The 20,501-nt window shown below is 39.0% G+C and carries 23 protein-coding genes; 10 read left to right on the top strand and 13 right to left on the bottom strand.

Translation table 11 applies throughout. The annotated features are described in order from the left end of the window. Nucleotides 1-208: 208 nt before the first annotated feature. Together ccoG and L2764_RS08465 are read left to right on the top strand one after the other, a co-directional pair. Entirely contained in the window at nucleotides 209-1,585 is a 1,377-nt protein-coding gene (gene ccoG, locus L2764_RS08470; protein ID WP_248939815.1) for a cytochrome c oxidase accessory protein CcoG, read from the top strand. A gap of 185 nt (nucleotides 1,586-1,770) precedes the next feature. Then, complete coding sequence (locus tag L2764_RS08465) at nucleotides 1,771-3,369, top strand: AMP-binding protein (RefSeq protein WP_248939814.1); 1,599 nt, start codon at nucleotides 1,771-1,773, stop codon at nucleotides 3,367-3,369. A gap of 129 nt (nucleotides 3,370-3,498) precedes the next feature. Here the strand turns inward: L2764_RS08465 and L2764_RS08460 are convergent, their stop codons facing one another. Together L2764_RS08460 and L2764_RS08455 are read right to left on the bottom strand one after the other, a co-directional pair. After that, nucleotides 3,499-4,356, bottom strand: coding sequence for a hypothetical protein (locus tag L2764_RS08460; RefSeq protein ID WP_248939786.1), 858 nt, complete (start codon nucleotides 4,354-4,356; stop codon nucleotides 3,499-3,501). 11 nt (nucleotides 4,357-4,367) lie between these two features. Continuing rightward, complete coding sequence (locus tag L2764_RS08455) at nucleotides 4,368-4,808, bottom strand: hypothetical protein (RefSeq protein ID WP_248939785.1); 441 nt, start codon at nucleotides 4,806-4,808, stop codon at nucleotides 4,368-4,370. A gap of 366 nt (nucleotides 4,809-5,174) precedes the next feature. Between L2764_RS08455 and L2764_RS08450 the strand changes: the two genes are divergently transcribed. Then, nucleotides 5,175-5,492, top strand: coding sequence for a DUF2956 domain-containing protein (locus tag L2764_RS08450; RefSeq protein WP_248939784.1), 318 nt, complete (start codon nucleotides 5,175-5,177; stop codon nucleotides 5,490-5,492). Between the two features lie 124 nt (nucleotides 5,493-5,616). Here L2764_RS08450 and L2764_RS08445 read toward each other — a convergent pair whose 3' ends face one another. Beyond that, a complete protein-coding gene (locus tag L2764_RS08445; RefSeq protein ID WP_248939783.1) occupies nucleotides 5,617-6,072 on the bottom strand; it encodes a universal stress protein in 456 nt (151 codons plus the stop codon). Between the two features lie 269 nt (nucleotides 6,073-6,341). Here L2764_RS08445 and L2764_RS08440 point away from each other — a divergent pair, with 269 nt between their 5' ends. Both L2764_RS08440 and L2764_RS08435 read left to right on the top strand, forming a co-directional pair. Next, nucleotides 6,342-7,766 carry a coniferyl aldehyde dehydrogenase gene (locus tag L2764_RS08440; RefSeq protein WP_248939782.1) on the top strand — a complete coding sequence of 475 codons (1,425 nt, stop codon included), beginning with the start codon at nucleotides 6,342-6,344 and terminating at the stop codon, nucleotides 7,764-7,766. A 10-nt stretch (nucleotides 7,767-7,776) separates the two neighbouring features. After that, on the top strand, nucleotides 7,777-8,355 hold the full coding sequence (locus L2764_RS08435) for a TetR/AcrR family transcriptional regulator (RefSeq protein ID WP_248939781.1): 579 nt from the start codon (nucleotides 7,777-7,779) through the stop codon (nucleotides 8,353-8,355). On the opposite strand, the gene L2764_RS08430 is transcribed toward L2764_RS08435, so the two are convergent. From L2764_RS08430 to rplU, 4 genes are all read right to left on the bottom strand, one after another. Then, the gene (locus L2764_RS08430; protein WP_248939780.1) at nucleotides 8,352-9,227 is read right to left on the bottom strand and encodes an AraC family transcriptional regulator; all 876 of its coding nucleotides are present in this window, start codon (nucleotides 9,225-9,227) and stop codon (nucleotides 8,352-8,354) included. The genes L2764_RS08435 and L2764_RS08430 overlap by 4 nt on opposite strands. Nucleotides 9,228-9,373: 146 nt before the next feature. Beyond that, nucleotides 9,374-10,537 carry an Obg family GTPase CgtA gene (cgtA, locus tag L2764_RS08425; RefSeq protein ID WP_248939779.1) on the bottom strand — a complete coding sequence of 388 codons (1,164 nt, stop codon included), beginning with the start codon at nucleotides 10,535-10,537 and terminating at the stop codon, nucleotides 9,374-9,376. A gap of 140 nt (nucleotides 10,538-10,677) precedes the next feature. Then, nucleotides 10,678-10,932: a 50S ribosomal protein L27 gene (gene rpmA / locus L2764_RS08420; protein ID WP_012141302.1), complete on the bottom strand. Its 255-nt coding sequence runs from the start codon at nucleotides 10,930-10,932 to the stop codon at nucleotides 10,678-10,680. Nucleotides 10,933-10,947: 15 nt separating this feature from the next. Beyond that, nucleotides 10,948-11,259, bottom strand: a complete 312-nt coding sequence (rplU, locus tag L2764_RS08415; RefSeq protein ID WP_248939778.1) for a 50S ribosomal protein L21 — start codon at nucleotides 11,257-11,259, stop codon at nucleotides 10,948-10,950. 280 nt (nucleotides 11,260-11,539) lie between these two features. Between rplU and ispB the strand changes: the two genes are divergently transcribed. Further along, the gene (gene ispB, locus L2764_RS08410) at nucleotides 11,540-12,511 is read left to right on the top strand and encodes an octaprenyl diphosphate synthase (RefSeq protein ID WP_248939777.1); all 972 of its coding nucleotides are present in this window, start codon (nucleotides 11,540-11,542) and stop codon (nucleotides 12,509-12,511) included. A gap of 110 nt (nucleotides 12,512-12,621) precedes the next feature. Here ispB and mdh read toward each other — a convergent pair whose 3' ends face one another. Further along, on the bottom strand, nucleotides 12,622-13,557 hold the full coding sequence (gene mdh / locus L2764_RS08405; protein WP_248939776.1) for a malate dehydrogenase: 936 nt from the start codon (nucleotides 13,555-13,557) through the stop codon (nucleotides 12,622-12,624). Nucleotides 13,558-13,847: 290 nt separating this feature from the next. On the opposite strand from mdh, the gene argR reads away from it, so the two are divergent. The 3 genes from argR (at nucleotide 13,848) to L2764_RS08395 (ending at nucleotide 15,246) form a co-directional block, all read left to right on the top strand. Beyond that, nucleotides 13,848-14,318, top strand: coding sequence for a transcriptional regulator ArgR (argR, locus tag L2764_RS08400; protein WP_248939775.1), 471 nt, complete (start codon nucleotides 13,848-13,850; stop codon nucleotides 14,316-14,318). A gap of 418 nt (nucleotides 14,319-14,736) precedes the next feature. Beyond that, nucleotides 14,737-14,865 carry a hypothetical protein gene (locus L2764_RS27715; protein WP_283106955.1) on the top strand — a complete coding sequence of 43 codons (129 nt, stop codon included), beginning with the start codon at nucleotides 14,737-14,739 and terminating at the stop codon, nucleotides 14,863-14,865. Nucleotides 14,866-15,039: 174 nt separating this feature from the next. Then, on the top strand, nucleotides 15,040-15,246 hold the full coding sequence (locus L2764_RS08395) for a hypothetical protein (RefSeq protein ID WP_248939774.1): 207 nt from the start codon (nucleotides 15,040-15,042) through the stop codon (nucleotides 15,244-15,246). Between the two features lie 54 nt (nucleotides 15,247-15,300). Here L2764_RS08395 and L2764_RS08390 read toward each other — a convergent pair whose 3' ends face one another. The 4 genes from L2764_RS08390 to L2764_RS08375 form a co-directional block, all read right to left on the bottom strand. Continuing rightward, the gene (locus L2764_RS08390; protein WP_248939773.1) at nucleotides 15,301-16,233 is read right to left on the bottom strand and encodes a Dyp-type peroxidase; all 933 of its coding nucleotides are present in this window, start codon (nucleotides 16,231-16,233) and stop codon (nucleotides 15,301-15,303) included. A gap of 105 nt (nucleotides 16,234-16,338) precedes the next feature. Further along, nucleotides 16,339-17,088, bottom strand: a complete 750-nt coding sequence (locus L2764_RS08385) for a ferredoxin--NADP reductase (RefSeq protein WP_248939772.1) — start codon at nucleotides 17,086-17,088, stop codon at nucleotides 16,339-16,341. Between the two features lie 474 nt (nucleotides 17,089-17,562). Next, nucleotides 17,563-17,835, bottom strand: coding sequence for a hypothetical protein (locus L2764_RS08380; RefSeq protein ID WP_248939771.1), 273 nt, complete (start codon nucleotides 17,833-17,835; stop codon nucleotides 17,563-17,565). A 116-nt stretch (nucleotides 17,836-17,951) separates the two neighbouring features. Then, nucleotides 17,952-18,215 (bottom strand): hypothetical protein, encoded by a 264-nt coding sequence (locus L2764_RS08375; RefSeq protein WP_248939770.1) that lies wholly within the window; start codon nucleotides 18,213-18,215, stop codon nucleotides 17,952-17,954. A 441-nt stretch (nucleotides 18,216-18,656) separates the two neighbouring features. On the opposite strand from L2764_RS08375, the gene L2764_RS08370 reads away from it, so the two are divergent. Beyond that, nucleotides 18,657-18,830 (top strand): hypothetical protein, encoded by a 174-nt coding sequence (locus L2764_RS08370; RefSeq protein WP_248939769.1) that lies wholly within the window; start codon nucleotides 18,657-18,659, stop codon nucleotides 18,828-18,830. A 66-nt stretch (nucleotides 18,831-18,896) separates the two neighbouring features. On the opposite strand, the gene aroG is transcribed toward L2764_RS08370, so the two are convergent. Further along, entirely contained in the window at nucleotides 18,897-19,949 is a 1,053-nt protein-coding gene (aroG, locus tag L2764_RS08365; protein ID WP_248939768.1) for a 3-deoxy-7-phosphoheptulonate synthase AroG, read from the bottom strand. Nucleotides 19,950-20,501 lie beyond the last annotated feature (552 nt).

The following is a 20,501-nucleotide window of genomic DNA, read 5'->3' as shown; positions in this document are numbered from 1 at the left end:
TTACTGCGTGTGATCACGATATATCACCAAGTGGCGAAATATCGTGACACTTGACACCGTTGATTAAATATTTATTGTTTTAAAACAATGCATTATAAACATAGTTATTTTGGCCTAATGCTTGCTATTACAGTAAAAACACTGTGCAGAGCAATTGCCAAAGAGAAGTATGATGTCAAATAATAATACAATAAAAAAAGCCCAACCCATGGGGGAGCGCATTACAATAACGCAAATTTCGTCTCCTTCCAGTAAAATTCATATCAGGGAACAAAAAGGCTACTTTCAACGTATTCGAACAACCATGAATAGCCTATTAGTATTGCTATTTCTGTTCACTCCCTTTATCTCCTACCAAGGACGCCAAGCAATACTATTTAATATCAGTGAGCAACAATTTATCTTTTTTGGCACCACATTATGGCCTCAAGATTTCACCATTCTCGCTTGGATTTTTATTGCTGCGGCCTTTATTCTCTTTTTTGCCACGGTATTTTGGGGAAGAGTATGGTGTGGTTTTCTTTGCCCCCAAACGGCCTGGACATTTATGTTTGTTTGGGTCGAGACACGTTTAGAAGGTAGTCGTAATCAAAGAATAACCTTAGATAAAGCCCCTTGGTCTTTCAGTAAGTTTTATAAACGTGCAGGAAAGCATTTACTTTGGGGGATCATAGCCTTATTAACAGGTTGTAGCTTTATTGCTTATTTTATTCCAGCCCGAACACTTTATCCGGAGATCTTCACTTTCAGCGCCAATGTCTGGAGCAACACTTGGGTTTGGTTTTTTGCGCTTTGTACCTATCTCAATGCAGGCTGGATGAGAGAGCAAATGTGTTTACATTGTTGTCCATACTCTCGTTTTCAATCTGTTATGTTCGATGCTAACACCAAAACCGTGACTTACGATACAAGCAGGGGTGAATCTCGTGGTCCTCGAAAACGAAAACAAGCCACCGACCTCGGTGATTGCGTTGATTGCCACTTATGCGTAGATGTTTGCCCAACAGGCATCGATATTAGAAATGGATTGCAATATGAATGTATTAATTGCGGGGCGTGTATTGACGCTTGCAATCAAGCCATGGAAAAGTTTGATTATGCGCCCAATTTAATCAGCTACATTAGTGAAAATAGCTTACAAAATGAAACAAAACCTATTTTTACTTCATTAAAATTCATCGGTTACGGCGTCGCAAGCTTAATCATGCTAGCCGTTATCATGATGGATATTGCCAGTAGGGACGATATTCAGCTGAATGTGATCCGTGATAGACAAAATCTCTATCGTGAGACCTTAGACAGCAAAATAGAAAATAGCTACACCCTCAAGATAAGAAATAAAACACAGGAGCGTCGCCATTACCAAATATCGATTGATAATCAACATATTTATCAATTAGTCGGAGATACTCAAATGGTGATTTTACCCGGCGAACAACTCGATTACCCTGTGACCGTTCTAGCCAAACTGGATCGATTAATCTCCAGTCGAAGCCCCGTTAATTTTACCATTAGAGAAGTCTCTACTTTAGAGACAAAAGATAATTGGGTATCACAAGCATCCAACTTTTTCAGCCCTCTCTAGTCAATAATAGTACGCAGCTTATTTGGATTTAAACCTGCGTACTTTCTCATCTTCATCATGTCTATACCCGTGATACTCTGCTTACTTAAAAAGACCAACACTAAATTTATCATTGACTTAATCACTATTTTGACTTTAATCTACATGTTGTAAATATGTCAAATACTAAATAGGGATAAATAGTGATGCACCCTTTTGATGCTGCTCCCCAACGTGATCTGGCGCCTTATCCATCATTAATTCATTTAATTGAAGATACCTGTGCCCGCTTTGGTAGCAAGACTGCTTATGTTTGTTTAGGTCATGACATCAGCTTTAATGAAATAGAACAGTACTCTCGGCAATTTGCAGCCTACTTGCAACAATACACTGAATTAAAAGTCGGTGACAGAGTCGCCATCCAACTGCCCAATATCACTCAATTTGTCATTGCCGCTTATGGTGCCATTAGAGCAGGGTTTGTATTGGTGAACACCAACCCAATGTACACAGACAGAGAAATGCTGCATCAATTTAATGATTCAGGCGCTAAACTTTTAGTCACCCTTTCGGACAATATACCCAAACTCAATCACATCGTTAATAACACTTCGATTAGCGTTGTGATAGCCACTCATCCCTTAGATTTAATCACTCCTCAACCCCAAGCTAAGAGTGAATTCAATCATTTTAGATTTATGGATGTATTAAAGGCCGGGGGAAAACATTTACTACAAACTGTTACGGTGTCGAACCATCACTTAGCCGCGTTACAGTACACAGGAGGCACTACGGGATTATCTAAAGGGGCTATGCTGAGTCATGGCAATTTAATTGCTAATGCAGCCCAATTAGCAGCTAGACTCTCATCTCACATCAATGAGGGAGAGGAGATTTTTGTCGCACCTTTACCTATCTATCATATTTACGCCTTTATGGTAAACCTCATCCTGTATTTTGAAAGAGGCGCTTGCTCAGTATTCATTCCTAACCCAAAAGACATACCCAGCTTTATTCAAACGCTAACAAAATACCGTTTCACTGGCTTTGCAGGTCTTAATACCTTATTTGTTGGGCTTTGCCAGCAAGACATGTTTCGAGCCTTAGATTTTAGCGCACTCAAAGTCACTATTTCAGGCGGTACCGCCCTCACGCAATTTGCTGCCGATCTTTGGTATCAAACCACAGGCTGTACGATATCAGAAGGTTACGGTTTATCAGAAACATCCCCCGTCGTGTCATTAAATACGCCTGGGCGTGAAAAAATCGGTACCATAGGTAAACCCTTATTGGGTACCCACATCTGTATTATCGATGATAATGAAAGTGAAGTTGCTTCAGGTCAAGCTGGGGAGTTGGCCGTTTCTGGGCCTCAAGTCATGTCAGGGTATTGGCAACAAGAGTGTGAAACAAAAAAAGTCATGACAAAAAATGGCTTTTTTAAAACGGGTGACATTGCTATCGCACTCACAGACGGGTTTCATCAAATTGTCGACCGTAAAAAGGATATCGTGATTGTCTCTGGTTTTAATGTCTATCCCAATGAAATAGAAAATGTATTATCACTACATGGAGCCGTGCTAGAATCCGCGGTTATCGGAGTCAGTGGTAAGCATTCTGACGAAACAGTAAAAGCCTTTATTGTATTAACGCCCTCAGCACAGCAAAATCATTCCATCTTACAAGAGATAAAACAACATTGTACTGAAAACCTGACACCTTACAAAATCCCTAAACTATTTGAATTTGTTGATGCATTGCCGAAATCGAGTGTCGGTAAGATCCTCCGACGAGCACTCAGATAACTTAGGCCTATAATACCAATGAAAAAGCTCAGCTGAATATTGTCAGTCTGAGCTCATTTCTTGAAGCTAATACATTTAAAGCAACGCTACTCACATTAGCTTTTCAAATAAACACTGCTTATTACCACATTAGTGCTGTAATGCCGTCGGAGTGAAATCGTCAATTTCTCCCGCTGCATTTAATGATAATAGCCAAGTGCCCGAGATAGAAGAAAAACCCGATGAATAACCCGACACCACCAATTGGGCTTCATTCATTTCAATCACCGAGAACGCTTCATCATTTCCTATAATACCGCCATAATGATGTTCCCATTCTGTATTACCTTTTAAGGTCACACCTAACACCCAATAATCCATATAATATTGATTACTTTTTTGGTTACTTGCGCCAACAGCTACAATGGCATTTGATGTAACAACAATATCATTTATTTGATTCCGAGCATCGGCTTTCCCAGCCAACGTTTCCCATACCAGCTTCACCTGCTTACTCTTTTTACCGATCTTAAAGCGAGCGATCCAGCCTTGTGAAAGACTTGAGTAAACAGCATCACTCCTTGTCCCTGCAATAATCACATCTTCATTGTGCGTTAATACCAGCCCAGATAACTGTGTATGCTCGGCTTCATCGCTAGATAAATGCACAACCCAATGCTCCTCTCCTAAACGACTCAGCCTAATAAGCGTTGCTATTGTTTGATCCGAATCACGTAGGCTTTGTCCTATCATCATGAAATCACCACTCTTTAATTGCACCACATGAGTCAAAACGGTCACATCTTGACTCATAACATGCTGCCATTCAACCATGCCTTTGTGATCCATTTTAACGACTAAGCCTTGTCCCGCCTGAGTCGCACCAACCATAAGCATCCCGCCATCATGCGTACCGATCCCTTGATTGAATTGATACTCACCCGCAAGAGAATGCCAAGCAAGAAGATCACCACTATGAGTAAAAAATGCTACCGTTTGCTCACTCACATGATGACCATCTAAAAATAAGGCATACTCGCCATCGTTTTTTTAATAATAAAATGACCAGAGACCAACCCCGTTAACGCCTCATTTTCATCACTAAATGATGTCCCCCAGAGAATATCTGGCTTTGCCGTGAGCTGATAAACATAATCATAAACAGGATGCTCCACTTGATTTATCGCCATTTCAGACATAATAGGATAACGCGCCTCTCCTGTTAACAACATGTCTCCTTGACTATTTTTTAATAGCTTACCACCATAAGTCCCCTCGATGAGATGACTCCAAGTCTGTGCCATACTGCTAAATGAAATGAGAGTGAAAACGATAGCTATCATTCCCACACATCTTCTTAAACTAATGTTATTGATATAGTTATTTTTCGTTTCAGCTGCCACACACTTGGCCTTTAAAGAACGGTCTAATAAATGAGGTAATAATGAAAATATAAACATAAATTTCTCAGCTTTTGTTTTATATTGACACTTTGCAAGCATTAATACCTAGCCAGACAAAAAGAATATAAAATAATCATTAATTAAAACTGCTATCAACCCATTCAGAGTATTTAGCACGAGTAAGGCTACGAAATATAGTTTATTGCTAATACAAAATCACCGTTAATGTTGCAAGCAAATATGTAGAATATTTACTCTCCCTGCCATAAAACACTTAAGTCACAATTAGTAATCAATATCTTAATAATTGGAATTGTTTATATTATTGAAAGAGTTCCGTCATTCGAAACTTCTACCCTCTCTGGTATATTTTCAGGTTTATAGCAGATATAATAACGCTAAGTTTATTTATGAATACTCCTTATGACATCTCCCATATCAAATGAAAAAAAACACCAAGCACTGCAAATGGCTAAGGCCACTCAAAAACCAGGCCAAACAAAAGAACACACTAAACTCATCGCTCAAGGGATTGAAAAAGGGATCAGTGAATATAAAAAACAACAAAAAACCAAAGCACGCACTCGGGATAAACAACGTAAACAGTCATTAAAAATAAAATCATCCGACAATCAACCTGAAGAAATATCCCCCATGAAACCGACTCCGGCTCCCTATTTACCTTGGAGTTTATTAGTCTTAAGTTGGATGAGTTTCATCGTTTATATTTATTACTTTTAATACACCCCCAAGCCAGCTGGATCCTGCATTTTCAACTAACTTGGGGATATTACACTGCTTACTCAGTCCTATAAACAAGTAACTTAGCAAGACATTTGAATGTCATAGGAGTAAAAATGGATAATTATTTATTCATATCTTTAACAACTAACACCGGGCACTTAGCCTTATGAACCAGTTCTTCGGCCAAATTAGCATGCAGGAAATGTAAGGTACCCGCCCCATGGTGACTGGCAAGGACGATCATTCCCACATCTTGCTCGCCCGCCTCTTCTAATATTTGAGACACCGTTCCACCACTTCTAATAATCGTTTTAACGGTTAAACCTGCCTCTAGTTTATCTTCAATGCTCGCTAATAGGATGTTCATTTTTTCAAGAGAATAAGCTTCCAAATGATGTTCTAATTCATCAGGTGTCTCCACGATAATCCCGTAATTGTGCTTTCCATATGGACTACTCTTTACATGAAGTAAACGAATATCCACATGATAAAAATTAGCCAGCTCTATCGCATAGTCTAATGCATTCGCTGCTGTTTCTGAAAAATCCGTTGGACATAAAATTTGACGAGTACGCATGATTATTTCTCCTATCCATTTCCCAAAAGTGACTTGAAACTCATTACTATATCAATGATATTAGTCATAAAGTATGACTAATGCCTCCTTCACCTTAAATTCACTTCCTTATTAAAACAAGCTTATCTGCTCTTATTTTTTATATCGATAAAACATGGATAAAAAAACTTTTTCCCATTACTATAAACTGACTAATCAGTCTGGTTCGTAGTAATACAGGACAAAATAATGAAGTGGGCTGAGCCCCCTTTAAACGAAAGGAAACAAAGATGAATATGGCAATTAATGAGAATACGGCAACCACGCTAGAGCAAATATTACTTAAACAACGTACCAGTTATCAACTTTGTTCCATGCCCTCTTTGAGTCATCGAATGGAACAGCTCAAAGCCTTAAAATCCGCATTAATGACCCATCAAAGCTCATTACAACAAGCATTAAGTGAAGATTTTGGTCACCGCTCTCTCGATGACAGTTTAATATCCGATATCATGCCTTGCGTTAATAATATTAATTACACTCTCAAAAACCTAAAAAAATGGATGAAACCAAGTCATCGTCATGCGGGAATGTTATTGTCGCCTGCCAAAGTGAAAGTTCATTATCAGCCACTTGGAGTCATTGGTATTATTGCACCTTGGAATTTTCCGATCATGCTTTCCATTGGTCCCTTAATAACCGCCATCGCTGCGGGTAATCGCGCCATGATTAAATTATCGGAATTTACACCCGCAACCAATCGGCAGCTAACGACCCTATTAAGCGATATATTTGATCCAAGCTACGTCACATGTATTCAAGGAGAAACCGATGTCGCCGCTGCGTTTTCCGCACTGCCTTTTGATCATTTGATTTTTACTGGCTCTACAACCGTTGGCCAACATGTTATGCAAGCTGCAGCTAAAAACCTCACCCCAGTGACCTTAGAGCTAGGCGGAAAATCCCCCGTTATTATTGCAGACGACATATCGATAGACATGGCTGTTGAACGGCTCATTTATGGAAAATGCCTGAATGCGGGGCAAATTTGTGTTGCTCCAGACTACATACTCGTGCCCGAGCATAAACAGGACACCTTTATCAAAGTCTATAAGCAACAATTTAACCGGATGTATGGTGATATTCAACATAACAAAGACTACACCAGTATCATCAATACTCGTCAATTTGAGCGACTTCAACAGATGCTCATCGATGCTAAAAATAAAGGTGCCCATATTGAAAGTGCCAATGACGAAGCCATTGATACCGATAGTCGAAAAATGCCGACTCAGCTAATCACCGATATCACCGATGATATGCTCATTGTAAAAGATGAGATTTTTGGGCCCTTGCTGCCTATTATTCCTTATCGACAACTCAACGAAGCCATTGAGTACATTAATGCTCGCCCCCGCCCTTTAGCCTTATATTTAATGAGTTTAAACAAGACTATTCAGCAACAAGTGTTAACACAGACCCACTCTGGTGGTATGTGTATTAATGAAACGGTGTTTCACGTTGCGGCTGATGATGCCCCTTTTGGTGGCATTGGACCTTCTGGTATGGGGCATTATCATGGTAAGGAAGGCTTCTTAACCTTTAGTCATGCCAAAACGGTACTAAGCCGTGGAAAACTCAATACAGGAAAATTTATTCATCCCCCTTATGGTGGTAAAATAGGGGCATTAGCCTTAAAAACATTTTTACGTTAATGAATCTATCATGCTCAAAGTAACTAAAAAACAAATCATACTCGATACCGCACTCGCCTTGTTTGTTCATCAAGGCTTTTATGGCACGTCGACTGCGCTTATTGCAAAGCAGGCAGGTGTCGCAACGGGAACCTTATTTCATCATTTTCATTCAAAAGATGAACTTATGCAGCAATTATTTTTATCTATTAAACAAGATTTTGCCGATACGATATTGCTCAATCGACAAGAAAACAGTGATCTCAAACAAGAGGTTGAGCACCTGTGGAATAGCAGTATTCAATGGGCATTGGATCATCCTCTTAAGCAAGCTTTTTTTCAACAATACTCTTTATCTACCGTGATTCCGAACGAAATAAAAAGCCATGCCATGAACAGTATTTTGAAGTTTATTGGCGATTTCATTGCACTAGGACAACAAGCAGGTTTACTGGCTAAGCATCCAATAACATTAATGCAAGAGAGTTGTCATGGGCAATATTTAGCCAGTACCCGCTTTTTTTTAGATAACCCAGAAAAATGGCATGATACTGTTTACAGACAAGCCAGTTTTTCTCTCTTTTGGCGATCGATTGCCTCCGTTGCTTAATCTTTTAAAAAGAAATAAATATCGGTCTTTAAAGCGGACTCAGGGACCTCCGTTACATAGTTTTGATAACAAAAGACACAAGGATAATCGAGCAACTCTTCCTTTGTTGATGGCAGCCAGTTTTGATACATACCATACACTGTCTGCTCAATATTATCATGGGAGCCTAGATGCCTCGCTATGGCCACCCGTCCACTGGGAAGTCTTTTCTCTATCATCCCCATACCTAATACGCGATCTTCAGTGATGACTCTGCCAATATCACAGCGAAACAACGCAGGTTGCGTTGTTTTTGGATCGCCATAGGCAATGGTAAACACCTCGCTGGCTTTTGGCTGACCAAGTTGGTTCTCTTTGGCCCAGTTAACCAACTTTGCAATGGATTGAGGGAAGTGACTTGGGGAGCCTCTATGTTCAATGACCGCTAAACGTGCCCCCTCAAATAAGGTAATGTTAGGTTCTATCATAGTATTATCCTTTTCAATGCTTAAATACGGGATCCGCTCCCAATGCAGCCACTGCGATGCTCTTCTAAACTGACTTGGCGTTTGAAGGCAAACCACTTTAAAGGCTCGAGTAAATGCTTCATGAGATTCAAAACCTGCAAATAGAGCAATTTCTAAAATGGACTTATCCTTATCAAACAATAATTGATTAGCGGCTCTTTTTAACTTCAACCACCGCACATATTGATGTAAAGGTAAGCCGTTAATGGCCGTAAACAAACGATGAAAATGGTATTGAGATAAGTGCACAAGCTGACTTAATTGTTCAAGTGATATTTCCTCATCAAAATGCGTGTCAATATAGTCCGTCGCCTTTCTTATTCTCTCTTGATTAACCATTAATTCAATCTCATTATTGACTGACAAAATCCATCTTAGTGAATTGAACGCTAATATTCTTGACCATTCTTGCTGTCTTAATTAAAAATGATTAAACCGAATTTTTTACAAAAAAAAACCGCTGAGATTATCAGCAGTTTTTTCGAAAGTCGTCAAGCCTAATCAAAATCCATCTATCTTTGATAGATCACTTCGACGTCGTAATCATCGTCGTCAAAATCATCATCATCATCACCTTCAAAATCAGCATTGGCTAATTCATTACTATCTTGATGGTAGTTATCCCATTTGAACTCAACTTCCGCTTCAACATCCACCTCTTCTTCTGGGGGTAAAGCATCGATAAAATCAACCAGCTTGAGGCTTAACGCTTCAGTACCTTCACGGTTATAAGCTGAAATAGTATAAACTTCACCTTCCCATTCAAGTTCAGAAACAATACGATTAATCCGCTCTTGTAGTTCATCTTCAAGCATTAAATCTGCTTTATTGATCACTAACCAACGGGGTTTGCTCGCCAGTTTTGGAGAATGCTTCTCAAGCTCACCAACGATAGCACGAGCGGATTCGACGGGATCACTCCCATCAATAGGCTCGACATCTAAAATATGCAACAACACTCGGCAGCGCTCTAAGTGTTTCAAGAAGCGAATACCCAATCCTGCCCCATCGGCAGCGCCTTCAATTAAGCCAGGAATATCAGCAATAACAAAACTTTGCCCATGCCTTGGGTTGACCACACCTAAGTTAGGCACTAAGGTCGTAAAGGGATAATCAGCTACTTTAGGTGTCGCTTTGGAGACTGAGCGAATAAAGGTTGATTTACCCGCATTAGGCATACCTAATAGACCAACGTCAGCCAGTAACAGTAGCTCTAATCTTAAGCTACGTACTTCACCCTGCGTACCTAAGGTTTTCTGTCTCGGGGCACGATTGGTACTGCTTTTAAAGCGGGTATTACCTAAACCGTGAAAGCCCCCTTTAGCGACAAGCATTTTTTGATTATGCTGAGTCAGATCCCCTAAAGATTCTTCGGTTTCTTCGTCGAGAGCACGTGTTCCAACAGGCACCTTTAATACGAGATCATCACCACCGTGACCGGTACAATCACGACCTCGTCCATTTTTACCGCGATCTGCGCGATGAAAACGTTCAAAACGATAGTCAATCAAGGTGTTTAAATTTTCATCGGCTTGAAGGTAGACATTACCACCATCCCCCCCATCACCCCCATCAGGACCACCATCAGGCACATATTTTTCGCGCCTAAAACTCACACAACCACTACCGCCGTCGCCTGCTTCAACTCTGATCACGGCTTCATCGACAAACTTCATATCAACTCCTGGCACAACAGAATATAAGAATTATACTGCTTTACTCACTCTGTGACCAAATAACAATTTATTGTTCATTACAAAAACAAAAGCCCCACCAATGGCGGGGCTCTAACATTAATCTGAGCTTAAGCTGCAGATTAACCTTCGATGCTAATGAACTTACGGTTCTTAGGACCTTTAACTTCAAATTTCACTTTACCATCAGTTAAAGCGAATAAAGTATGGTCACGACCGATGCCAACATTAACGCCAGCGTGGAATTTAGTACCACGTTGACGAACAATGATGTTACCAGCAAGAACGGATTCACCGCCAAAACGCTTTACACCAAGACGTTTACTTTCTGAATCGCGGCCGTTACGAGTAGAACCGCCAGCTTTTTTATGTGCCATGAGTTAGACTCCTAATTAAGCGTTGATAGCTGTAATTTTAACTTCGGTGAACCATTGACGATGGCCCATTTTTTTGTCGTGGTGCTTACGGCGACGGAACTTAACGATTGTTACTTTCTCATCACGGCCGTGGCTAACAACTTCAGCAACAACCTTACCACCTTGAACTAAAGGTGCACCAACGTGAACTGTTTCACCATCTGCAACCAAAAGAACTTGATCGAATTCGATAGTTTCACCAGTAGCGACTTCTAATTTTTCTAGACGAACTGTATGGCCTTCAGCAACACGGTGCTGCTTACCACCACTTTGAAAAACAGCGTACATAGCTATTTTACTCCAAAATTTCTAGCACGCCACTCAATAATGTTGAGGTTGGGGTGCTACAAAAGCTTTAATGACAATGGTCGCGGAGTTTACGCTAAGAAGACTTACCTGACAAGAGTTAATTCCCAAAGAATAAAAAAAGAGCATTATTCTTTGTTCTTTCTCATTCACATGCTGTCTTGTACGTTAAATTTAGGTAGAATCTTACTATCTATTATATTTGAATCTAGAATTGCGTTGCTTCCTCCACATTTGCAGCCAATCGAACCAGAGCCTATTTATGGATTTAAACGCCATTCGACAACTTGCAGATGATGACATGCAAGATGTTAACCATCTGATTTATAAGCAGCTTAAATCTGATGTCGCCCTTATTAATCAATTAGGGGTGTATATTATTAATGGTGGCGGAAAGCGTATGCGCCCGTTACTGTGTATTCTTGCCTCTCGTGCAATGGGGTACCAAGGTGAGGATCATTTGAAACTTGCCGCCATTATTGAATTTATTCATACCGCTTCTTTACTACACGACGATGTCGTAGATGAATCCTTGCTTCGCCGAGGTAGAGAAACAGCCAATGCCTTGTTCGGCAATAGTGCCAGTGTACTAGTCGGTGATTTCCTATACACACGCTCATTTCAAATGATGACGGAATTAGGGAGTCTCAAAGTGTTAGAGATCCTCGCTGATACGACCAATATTTTAGCCGAAGGCGAAGTATTACAATTGATGAACTGTAATGATCCGAATACGAGTGAAGAGGATTATATGCGGGTTATTTATTGTAAAACGGCTAAGTTATTTGAAGCGGCTACACAACTTGCTGGCATTATAGCAAAGAGTCCCTCTTCTTCCTTACAGGCACTGGCCGAATACGGTAAATTTTTAGGCACTGCTTTTCAATTGACCGATGATTTACTCGATTACACCGCCGATACAGTAGAGTTAGGTAAAAATATTGGCGATGATCTCGCTGAGGGTAAGCCAACTCTTCCACTGATTTATGCCATCAAGCACGGTAGTCAGCATGAAGTCGCCTTGATAAAAGAGGCCATTGAAAAAGGTGATGGTACTGATCACATTGATACTATTTTAGCAACGCTAACACGCTGTGGGGCCTTAGAATACACAGAGAGAAGAGCACAAGAAGAATCAGACAAAGCCATTAGCGCATTAAAAGATATACCCGAATCTGAATATAAAACGGCACTTATTTCTTTAGCTAAAATTGCTATTGATCGAAAATATTAAATTAGCTCAATGGGGCATATTACTCTCATCTCATTGTAATGCAATTTATGCTATAAAAATGGCGCTATTATATCAGCGCCATTTTTATATGAGTTTACTTGCGTAACGTCTTATTTCACAAAGTTGATACCTAATTCGATATCACCTTTCAATGTGACTAACATGCTGTCACGAGCATCAGCTTCAAATGCGCTCACATCACCGTATTCGAACACTTTTTCTGCGCCTTGCTTCCCTAACAGCACAGGTTGAGCAAAGAATTCGGCATGCTCACTACCACCATCAACATAAGCACATTCAATCACGTTGGCTTCACCTTGTAAGCCTCGCACCAAAGATAAACCAAAACGACAAGCAGCTTGCCCCATAGACAAGGTTGCACTTCCGCCGCCTGCTTTGGCTTCAACAACTTCCGTACCCGCGTTTTGGATACGTGTTGTCAATGCTGCCACTTCTTCATCAGTGAAAGTCACACCTTCAACTTGAGAAAGTAAAGGTAAAATAGTGACACCACTATGACCACCAATGACATTCACTTTAACATCGGCCACATTCAAACCTTTCGCTGCAGCGATAAAGGTCTCGGAGCGGATCACATCTAACGTCGTAATACCAAATAAGCGGTTTTTATCGTAAACACCTGCTTTTTTTAATACTTCAGCGGCAATAGCAACCGTTGTATTAACAGGGTTAGTAATAATACCAATTAACGCTTTTGGGCAATTATCAGCACATTTCTGAACAAGATTTTTCACAATGCCAGCATTAATGTTGAACAAGTCAGAACGATCCATGCCTGGTTTACGTGCAACACCTGCTGAAATTAACACAATATCCGCATCCACTAATGCCGCCGAAGAATCTTCTCCAGCAAAACCTTTCACATCAACATCTGTTGGAATATGGCTTAAATCTACTGCAACACCTGGAGTCACTGGCGCAATATCATACAATGACAACGCCGAACCTGCGGGTAATTGCGTCTTCAGTAATAATGCTAATGCTTGTCCAATGCCACCTGCTGCACCAAGAACGGCAACTTTCATAGTTTTCTCCATTTATTCTCTGATAGTTTATAAGCTAGAACGGGTTTTGATGCCGTCACCCTACTGGATTAGCGGCTAGAATTCAATTATTCTGGGTCAGTGTTCATTTAGAATCCACTTTAACTTCGATGACACGCTTAGCTTACACTCCGCAACCTTACATTCTACCCATTGTACATTTTTCGCAAGCCTTAACTGCATTATTATTCATTAAAATCGAGTATTTGTTGACAAATAGAACAGTACTACTCACAATAAGGTGGTTTTGTTGAATAAAGAATAATAATATTATGCAAGTAATTAGAAATCAGGATGATCTCGTTAAAACTTTTAAAGCCATTTTAAAAGAAGAGCGTTTTGGCTCACAAAGTGAAATTGTCATCGCATTACAAGCGGAAGGCTTTAGTAATATTAACCAATCTAAAGTATCACGTATGCTCAGTAAATTTGGCGCCGTTCGGACTCGAAATGCCAAACAACAAATGGTGTATTGCCTCCCTGCTGAACTCGGTGTACCAACAGCGACAAGCCCACTAAAAAATTTAGTATTAGATGTGGATCATAACCAGGCCATGATAGTTGTCAGAACGAGTCCTGGGGCCGCACAATTGATTGCACGCCTCTTAGATTCTATCGGTAAACCTGAAGGCATTTTAGGAACGATTGCGGGAGATGATACTATTTTCATCACCCCATCAAACATTCAAAATATTAGTAACACCTCACAAACCGTTAAATCGCTTTTTAATTATAGCGACTAATCATTGAATCTCAATCTTGAAATACCCTCTTCAGCAAGTGGCTCCAATGGGTATTTCAAGCCGTTATCCTCAAGTACCCTCTGATTTTTGATGCTGCTAATTCAAAAAAGAACTTCAATTTATCAACATGAAACCCAACGATATATTAACACAAGTATCGGTCATCCATATCATTCTCGGCCTCTTAATTTGTTATGAATGTAAGGATAAAATGTTTAAATATTTGTTTATTATCTTGTCGTTAATCTTCCTATCTTCTTGTACACGAACCATGGATGCGAACTATCAATCAACAGGGATCAGTTTAAGTAATAACATCTGAGAAAATAAAAAAGTTGCCGTCCATGAATTTGAAGACCTACGAGCTTGGATAGATGCAACAGATAAGAAATCACACTCTTTTATTGCTCAGCAAGGTATGTGGAAGTTAGGCGTAAGTTGCCAAGGTACTGACTATCAAAGTGTTTCTTTCATTTTACAAGATATTTTTGTTAATGAATTAAAATCCGTTTCTGCCGATACCTTTAAATTTCAAGATAAAGCCTAATTTGATTACGAACTTAAAGGAAAAATCATCAATTTCGAATTTAAAAATGAAACAGGCTTTGTCACAGTCACCAGTAAAAGACATGTCTCATTACAACTGAGTTTAAATGATGCTCAAGGTAACGCTGTTCTATACAACGAAATTTTCAATGAAATTGAACGTGAAAATGAAGGTATGGGAGTATTGCACAGCACCAATGCAGATAAGCTACTTCAAAACCAATTAAAAAAGACTATCACTAATGCGATTGAAAAATTTAATGTTGAGATTGCAAAGCAAGGTATTGATAACGTCACAGTCAGTTTAAATGGCGTAAAAATAAAAATATTGCCAACCAAAAAACCATCACTGGCTATGTTGCTAACTTCTAAACTAACATAATAAGCAGAAATAACCGCTTTAATGAGTTATTTCTGCTTATTAAAGCCCTCTACTTTAGCCTTGATCAATCATAAAATCGAGTGATGGTGCGAAAAAGGCAGAGCCCGTTATTGCTTGAGTGAAATGCATGAGGTGATCATGATTTCCATCCTTATCTCCAACCATCATACTTTCTAGCATTTTTTCAAAATTGATTGAATTTTCGCATACAGAAATGAACATTAACCCTTGCTCTTTCACCGAACCAAAAGGCATGCTTTGGCGTAAAATTTCTCTTGAATTTCCTTGTTCATCTTTCAAGTTAACCCGCTTGATATGGCTATAAAGAGGCTTATCTTTCGACTCATATTCTATATTATCAAGCTTAGTTCTACCAATAACATCTTCTTGCTTCTTCTGAGGTAATCGATGCCATTTGCTTAAATCATGCACAAATTTTTGCACATGAACATAGCTCCCTCCATGAAAGAGGGGATCTTGCTCACCGAGCAAAGCCACTTCTTGTCTCTGCCTACCCTTAGGATTTTCAGTTCCATCGACAAAGCCAGTCAGATCTCGGCTATCCATAAATCGAAAGCCTCTCTCTTCATCCACTAATTCAACCAAACCTTCAAACATTTGGCACACTTCATTGGCCACTAAATGTAAAATATCAAATCTATCGCTACGGATCTGCACAAATAAATCATATTCTAAAGCAGGGGCTTCTCGACTTCCTTCATGTATGGCTGGAAAAGGTTTCAGTTGAGTCGGACGCGCGTCGCAATAGAGGTTATCCCAATAATTTGCCCCAATAGCAATAAAACCATTAAAAGCACTATCAGCATATTTATCTGCTAATTCATATAAGTATTGAGCGACATTCGCAACACAAGGACGAACTTGGGCTTCAACGCCTTCATTCGCATTCAACATCAAATAAATACTGTGTAAATTCCCTTCAGCACAAATTCCTAACTGCTCACGAGACGTAGCCTGATTACCCATATTTGATCACCTTTAGCACTAATTCATTATTACTCATATTATCCATAACTTTACTATTGAATTATACATTCAACGTCAAAACCCCGATTAAGCCACAATAATTGATCACCAATATTTCTCCATGGTAATTTGCCCCGGTGCTCGGCGTAAATTCTTAACCATTCCTTTGGCCTTCAATGCGATCACCGCTTCAGATATCATCCCAGGGTTACCACATAACATGACTTGTGAGTGCTCAGGCGTTAATTTAGCGCCTGCTTTTTCTTCTATGTGCCCATTGACTAACGCATCAGGGATCCTCTCATCTAATGCACCATCCACCGTTTCTCGAGTGACCGATAAAATCAACGTGAATTGCTTAGGATAAGCTAAAGCCAAGGCCTGTAATTTATCTAAGTAAGCCAAATCTTTCTTCTCCCTCACGCCATAAACCAAAATCACTTTTTTAAATCGCTGCCAAGGCTCTTGAGTCTCCATTATTGAAATGAAAGGGCCCACTGCTGTACCTGTCGCTAAAAACCATAAATCAGATTGCTTATCATCACTTTGAGGAAGTTCATTCAAGGTCATAAAACCCGCTGCGGCGGCGGTGATCTGGATAGAGTCTCCAGCCGTTAGATCATGTAAATATGGAGACAATTGACCATTTTCAACCACAACAGCTAAGACTTCAAGATAGTCACTATTCGGTGCATTCACTAAAGAATAGGCTCTGGCGACCCGTCTACCATCAATCTGTTGACTTAATTTTATAAATTGACCTGCAATAAAAGGAGCAAGCTCAGCTTTTATCTTTAATGTAAACAATCTATCATTCCAATCAATGCGCTCAACGACTTGACCTGTGGTCCACATATTTATCCCATTTTATGAAAAAATAATAACGCCTAGAATAGCCGTTAACATTCTAATGAGAAAGTTATTTGAAGCTTATTTAATCTAAAACCCATGGAAATAACCACCCAGCACATGAATCCACACTAGAATAAAAATCTTAAAACAACTCACACAAAACAACCAATCAGTTAATTATGCTACCATGGAAAGAACAATCAGTGATTAACACCAAATAAAGAGAACTTTATATTCCCCATAAAAAGTGCTTAAATAGCAGAATAGAATGATGGTATTATTCAATAGAAGATCCGTACTATGAAAGATTCATCCTCAAAAAAACAACCTTTATTCATGAGCTGCAAGAGTTGTGATCGAATGACCACCATTGAAGGGGAAGCGATTTGTTACAAAGAAGGAAGAATCCTATCCTTGACACAATCACCTCCTTCTTTAGCGTCTAATTTACTTTGTCATCATTGGAAACTAGGGAAATTAACCCACTAGCTCATTTGCCATTGCAGCAAAATCAGTAGTTGATACTGTAGGCTCCTTAATTATCCCTTCCAAATTTTCCGTCATGGTAATCTTAGCGAGGCTCAAACCGCGAGTGGTCACTCTCATTCCTGCATTTAAGTCAAAATAGACACTGGCAAGCTCATCCTGTTCTAAACCACGCTTTTTTAACGTCGCCATAATCGCTAACCAATCGGTGTTAACTTTACTGGTCTGACTTTCAATATTAACGCGTAGGGGAATATTTTTCATTAGTATTATCTCCTCTGGGTGTTTTATCTATAGCATATAATTAATCTATATTAAATAACCTAGTGATATCTACCATTTATTTATATTTAACCTAGTTACGTTATCAATAACTTATATTAAGCAGTGACCAAACTAGGACTTTCTTGTGAAGATAAGGTCACTTCTTTAATAATACCGTTTAATGATTCTGAGGGTACCCATCTCGCTAAGGTCAATCCGCGGGTTGTGACTAACATTCCCGCATTCACTTCAAAATAGACGGACTCTAACTCTAACTGAGATAAACCTCTTTTCTTAAGCGTCGCCATTATCGCTAACCAATCAGTATTAACTTTGCAACCCTGACCTTCAATATTGACCTGTAAAGGAATATTTTTCATAAACCACCACCCAATTAGCACAAATTATTAATAACACTGTATCTAAATTAATTCATATGAACACAATATGCACTCTTTTTTTTGATTTTTTAGTTAAAAAATTTGCATCTTTACTCTAAAAAACTTTAAAGCGAAACATAATTCCGCATAAAAACAATAAATTCACCTCACTGTTTCTTCCATCGATATTTTAAAATGTATTCCTACGTTTCATTACTAATGATCACATTCAAAATGACTGTTTTCATATAAGAACAATATTGGCTCATTAAAAATGTTCGTTTTATTTTCAAAAAAAGATTTAACATTATCTCTATTATTGTTAACCTTTGTAAAAATTAAGGCTATAGTCTACGGCTTTATCTACAACAATATCGAACACTCATATTATTGAGATGAGTAAATAAAGTATTCTCACTCAGATTCATGCAAGGGGCAACAATGTTGGATTCATCAAATTTACAATACCCACCATTACCACTCATTCAAACTTGGATATGGATGATGACCCAATCAGGTAACCCTGAGATCCAAGAAAAAGGTCAAAATAATTTAATTGCGTCCTTTGGTAGCTTAGCTAAAGCCAATGACTATTTACTCACCCAACGAGCCTAAATAAAGTCTTCATAATTAAAAGAACTAAAAATAAAATGGAGGCAATGTCTGCCTCCATGACTCATTTTACCTTCTACGCTCAATAATACTATCGCTCAGTGTTTTTAATAGTTGCTCAGTGTCGCCCCAACCAATACATGCATCAGTAATGCTCTGTCCATAGCAAAGAGACTGACCCGCGATTGGATCTTGACGCCCTTCAACGAGATTACTTTCAACCATAACACCAAAAATAGTTTGCTCGCCTTGAGATATTTGCCCTGCCACATTTTCAGCCACTAACATCTGACGTTGAAACTGCTTACTGCTGTTAGCATGACTAAAATCAATCATTACATTCTTTTCTAGACCCGCTTTATCAAGCTGCTCTCCTATCTGGGCAACATGTTCAGCACTGTAATTGGGCTCTTTACCCCCCCGTAAAATGATATGACAATCAGGATTGCCCTTTGTTTCAACAATGGCCGAATGTCCAAATTTAGTGACTGATAAAAAATGATGAGGTGCACTGGCTGCGCCAATAGCATCAATGGCAACTTTAATCGTGCCATCAGTGCCATTTTTAAACCCCACTGGACTGGAAAGACCCGACGCCAATTCTCTATGAACTTGAGATTCCGTCGTTCTCGCTCCAATGGCTCCCCAACACATTAAATCTGCGACATATTGAGGCGTTATCATATCCAAAAACTCGCCTGCCGTTGGCATCCCCATGTCATTTAACTCTAATAACAATTTACGAGCTGTACGTAAGCCATCATTAATTTTAAAGCTGTTATTCATATAGGGATCATTGATTAATCCTTTCCACCCGACTGTTGTTCTAGGCTTCTCAAAATAAACCCGCATGACAATCTCAAGTTGATCTTTATATTGCTGACGTAATTTAACTAAACGTTGGCCATATTCAATAGCAGCTTCAGTATCATGAATAGAGCAAGGACCGATAACCACCAATAAACGATCATCTTTTTTTGATAATAGATTATGGATATTTTCACGAGCATTAAATACAGTAGCTGATGCGTTCTGTGTCGCCGGAAATCGTTCTAAAATAGCAATTGGTGGCAACAATTCTTTAATCTTATTGATACGAACATCATCATTTTGGTAATACATAGTAAGTAATTAACTCCGGTTAACCTATTAATTAGGGTCTCTTAATAATATAGCGAGTATAAACTATCGAGTATCCTTCCCCATTGCAATAAGCTTAGTTTATTTTTCTATAAATATATAAAAATCAATTAGTTAAATACAAAATAATTTGTGTAATTAATGTTAATGCAAGTTGGTGAATTTACATTAAAACCAAATGAATACATAAAAACACATAAAAACACCAAAAAGAATCAAATAAAAAACAAATGGATCTTGTTATTTACAATATATTCTTAATTTACAGGGATCTTCTTAAATCCAAACTTTCGCAGCTTATTACCCCTAGAAATCAATAGGTATTATCACATATTGATAAATAGTTATTTCATTGGATTAAATAAAAATCCCCGCAGCAAGCTATCTCGCCTTTGGCTCAACTTCGCTACGCGAAGCGCAGGACGGGATCGCACTTTGTTAACAAAGATTGAATCTGCTGAATTACTGTGATCTAATCGCACCTCACTTTCTGAGAGGTAACCCAATGACCCTGATCGAACACCTTACCGTTGT

The organism is Shewanella surugensis, assembly GCF_023284005.1.
GTDB classification, from domain to species: domain Bacteria; phylum Pseudomonadota; class Gammaproteobacteria; order Enterobacterales; family Shewanellaceae; genus Shewanella; species Shewanella surugensis.
Note: the sequence above shows the minus strand (reverse complement) of the source record. Positions and strands in the feature narration are given on the sequence as shown.

Bases quoted from the DNA above. Each gene is read 5' to 3' on its own strand.
- L2764_RS08435 (WP_248939781.1), top strand. From the start codon at position 7,777: ATGCTCAAAGTAACTAAAAAACAAATCATACTCGATACCGCACTCGCC.
- L2764_RS08455 (WP_248939785.1), bottom strand. From the start codon at position 4,808: ATGTTTATATTTTCATTATTACCTCATTTATTAGACCGTTCTTTAAAG.
- L2764_RS08450 (WP_248939784.1), top strand. From the start codon at position 5,175: ATGACATCTCCCATATCAAATGAAAAAAAACACCAAGCACTGCAAATG.
- rplU (WP_248939778.1), bottom strand. From the start codon at position 11,259: ATGTACGCTGTTTTTCAAAGTGGTGGTAAGCAGCACCGTGTTGCTGAA.
- L2764_RS08375 (WP_248939770.1), bottom strand. From the start codon at position 18,215: ATGAAAAATATTCCTTTACAGGTCAATATTGAAGGTCAGGGTTGCAAA.
- aroG (WP_248939768.1), bottom strand. From the start codon at position 19,949: ATGTATTACCAAAATGATGATGTTCGTATCAATAAGATTAAAGAATTG.
- rpmA (WP_012141302.1), bottom strand. From the start codon at position 10,932: ATGGCACATAAAAAAGCTGGCGGTTCTACTCGTAACGGCCGCGATTCA.
- L2764_RS08440 (WP_248939782.1), top strand. From the start codon at position 6,342: ATGAATATGGCAATTAATGAGAATACGGCAACCACGCTAGAGCAAATA.
- ccoG (WP_248939815.1), top strand. From the start codon at position 209: ATGGGGGAGCGCATTACAATAACGCAAATTTCGTCTCCTTCCAGTAAA.
- ispB (WP_248939777.1), top strand. From the start codon at position 11,540: ATGGATTTAAACGCCATTCGACAACTTGCAGATGATGACATGCAAGAT.
- cgtA (WP_248939779.1), bottom strand. From the start codon at position 10,537: ATGAAGTTTGTCGATGAAGCCGTGATCAGAGTTGAAGCAGGCGACGGC.
- L2764_RS08385 (WP_248939772.1), bottom strand. From the start codon at position 17,088: ATGTGGACCACAGGTCAAGTCGTTGAGCGCATTGATTGGAATGATAGA.
- L2764_RS08370 (WP_248939769.1), top strand. From the start codon at position 18,657: ATGTTGGATTCATCAAATTTACAATACCCACCATTACCACTCATTCAA.
- L2764_RS08445 (WP_248939783.1), bottom strand. From the start codon at position 6,072: ATGCGTACTCGTCAAATTTTATGTCCAACGGATTTTTCAGAAACAGCA.
- L2764_RS27715 (WP_283106955.1), top strand. From the start codon at position 14,737: ATGTGGAAGTTAGGCGTAAGTTGCCAAGGTACTGACTATCAAAGTGTT.
- L2764_RS08465 (WP_248939814.1), top strand. From the start codon at position 1,771: ATGCACCCTTTTGATGCTGCTCCCCAACGTGATCTGGCGCCTTATCCA.
- mdh (WP_248939776.1), bottom strand. From the start codon at position 13,557: ATGAAAGTTGCCGTTCTTGGTGCAGCAGGTGGCATTGGACAAGCATTA.
- argR (WP_248939775.1), top strand. From the start codon at position 13,848: ATGCAAGTAATTAGAAATCAGGATGATCTCGTTAAAACTTTTAAAGCC.
- L2764_RS08380 (WP_248939771.1), bottom strand. From the start codon at position 17,835: ATGAAAAATATTCCCCTACGCGTTAATATTGAAAGTCAGACCAGTAAA.
- L2764_RS08390 (WP_248939773.1), bottom strand. From the start codon at position 16,233: ATGGGTAATCAGGCTACGTCTCGTGAGCAGTTAGGAATTTGTGCTGAA.
- L2764_RS08395 (WP_248939774.1), top strand. From the start codon at position 15,040: ATGGGAGTATTGCACAGCACCAATGCAGATAAGCTACTTCAAAACCAA.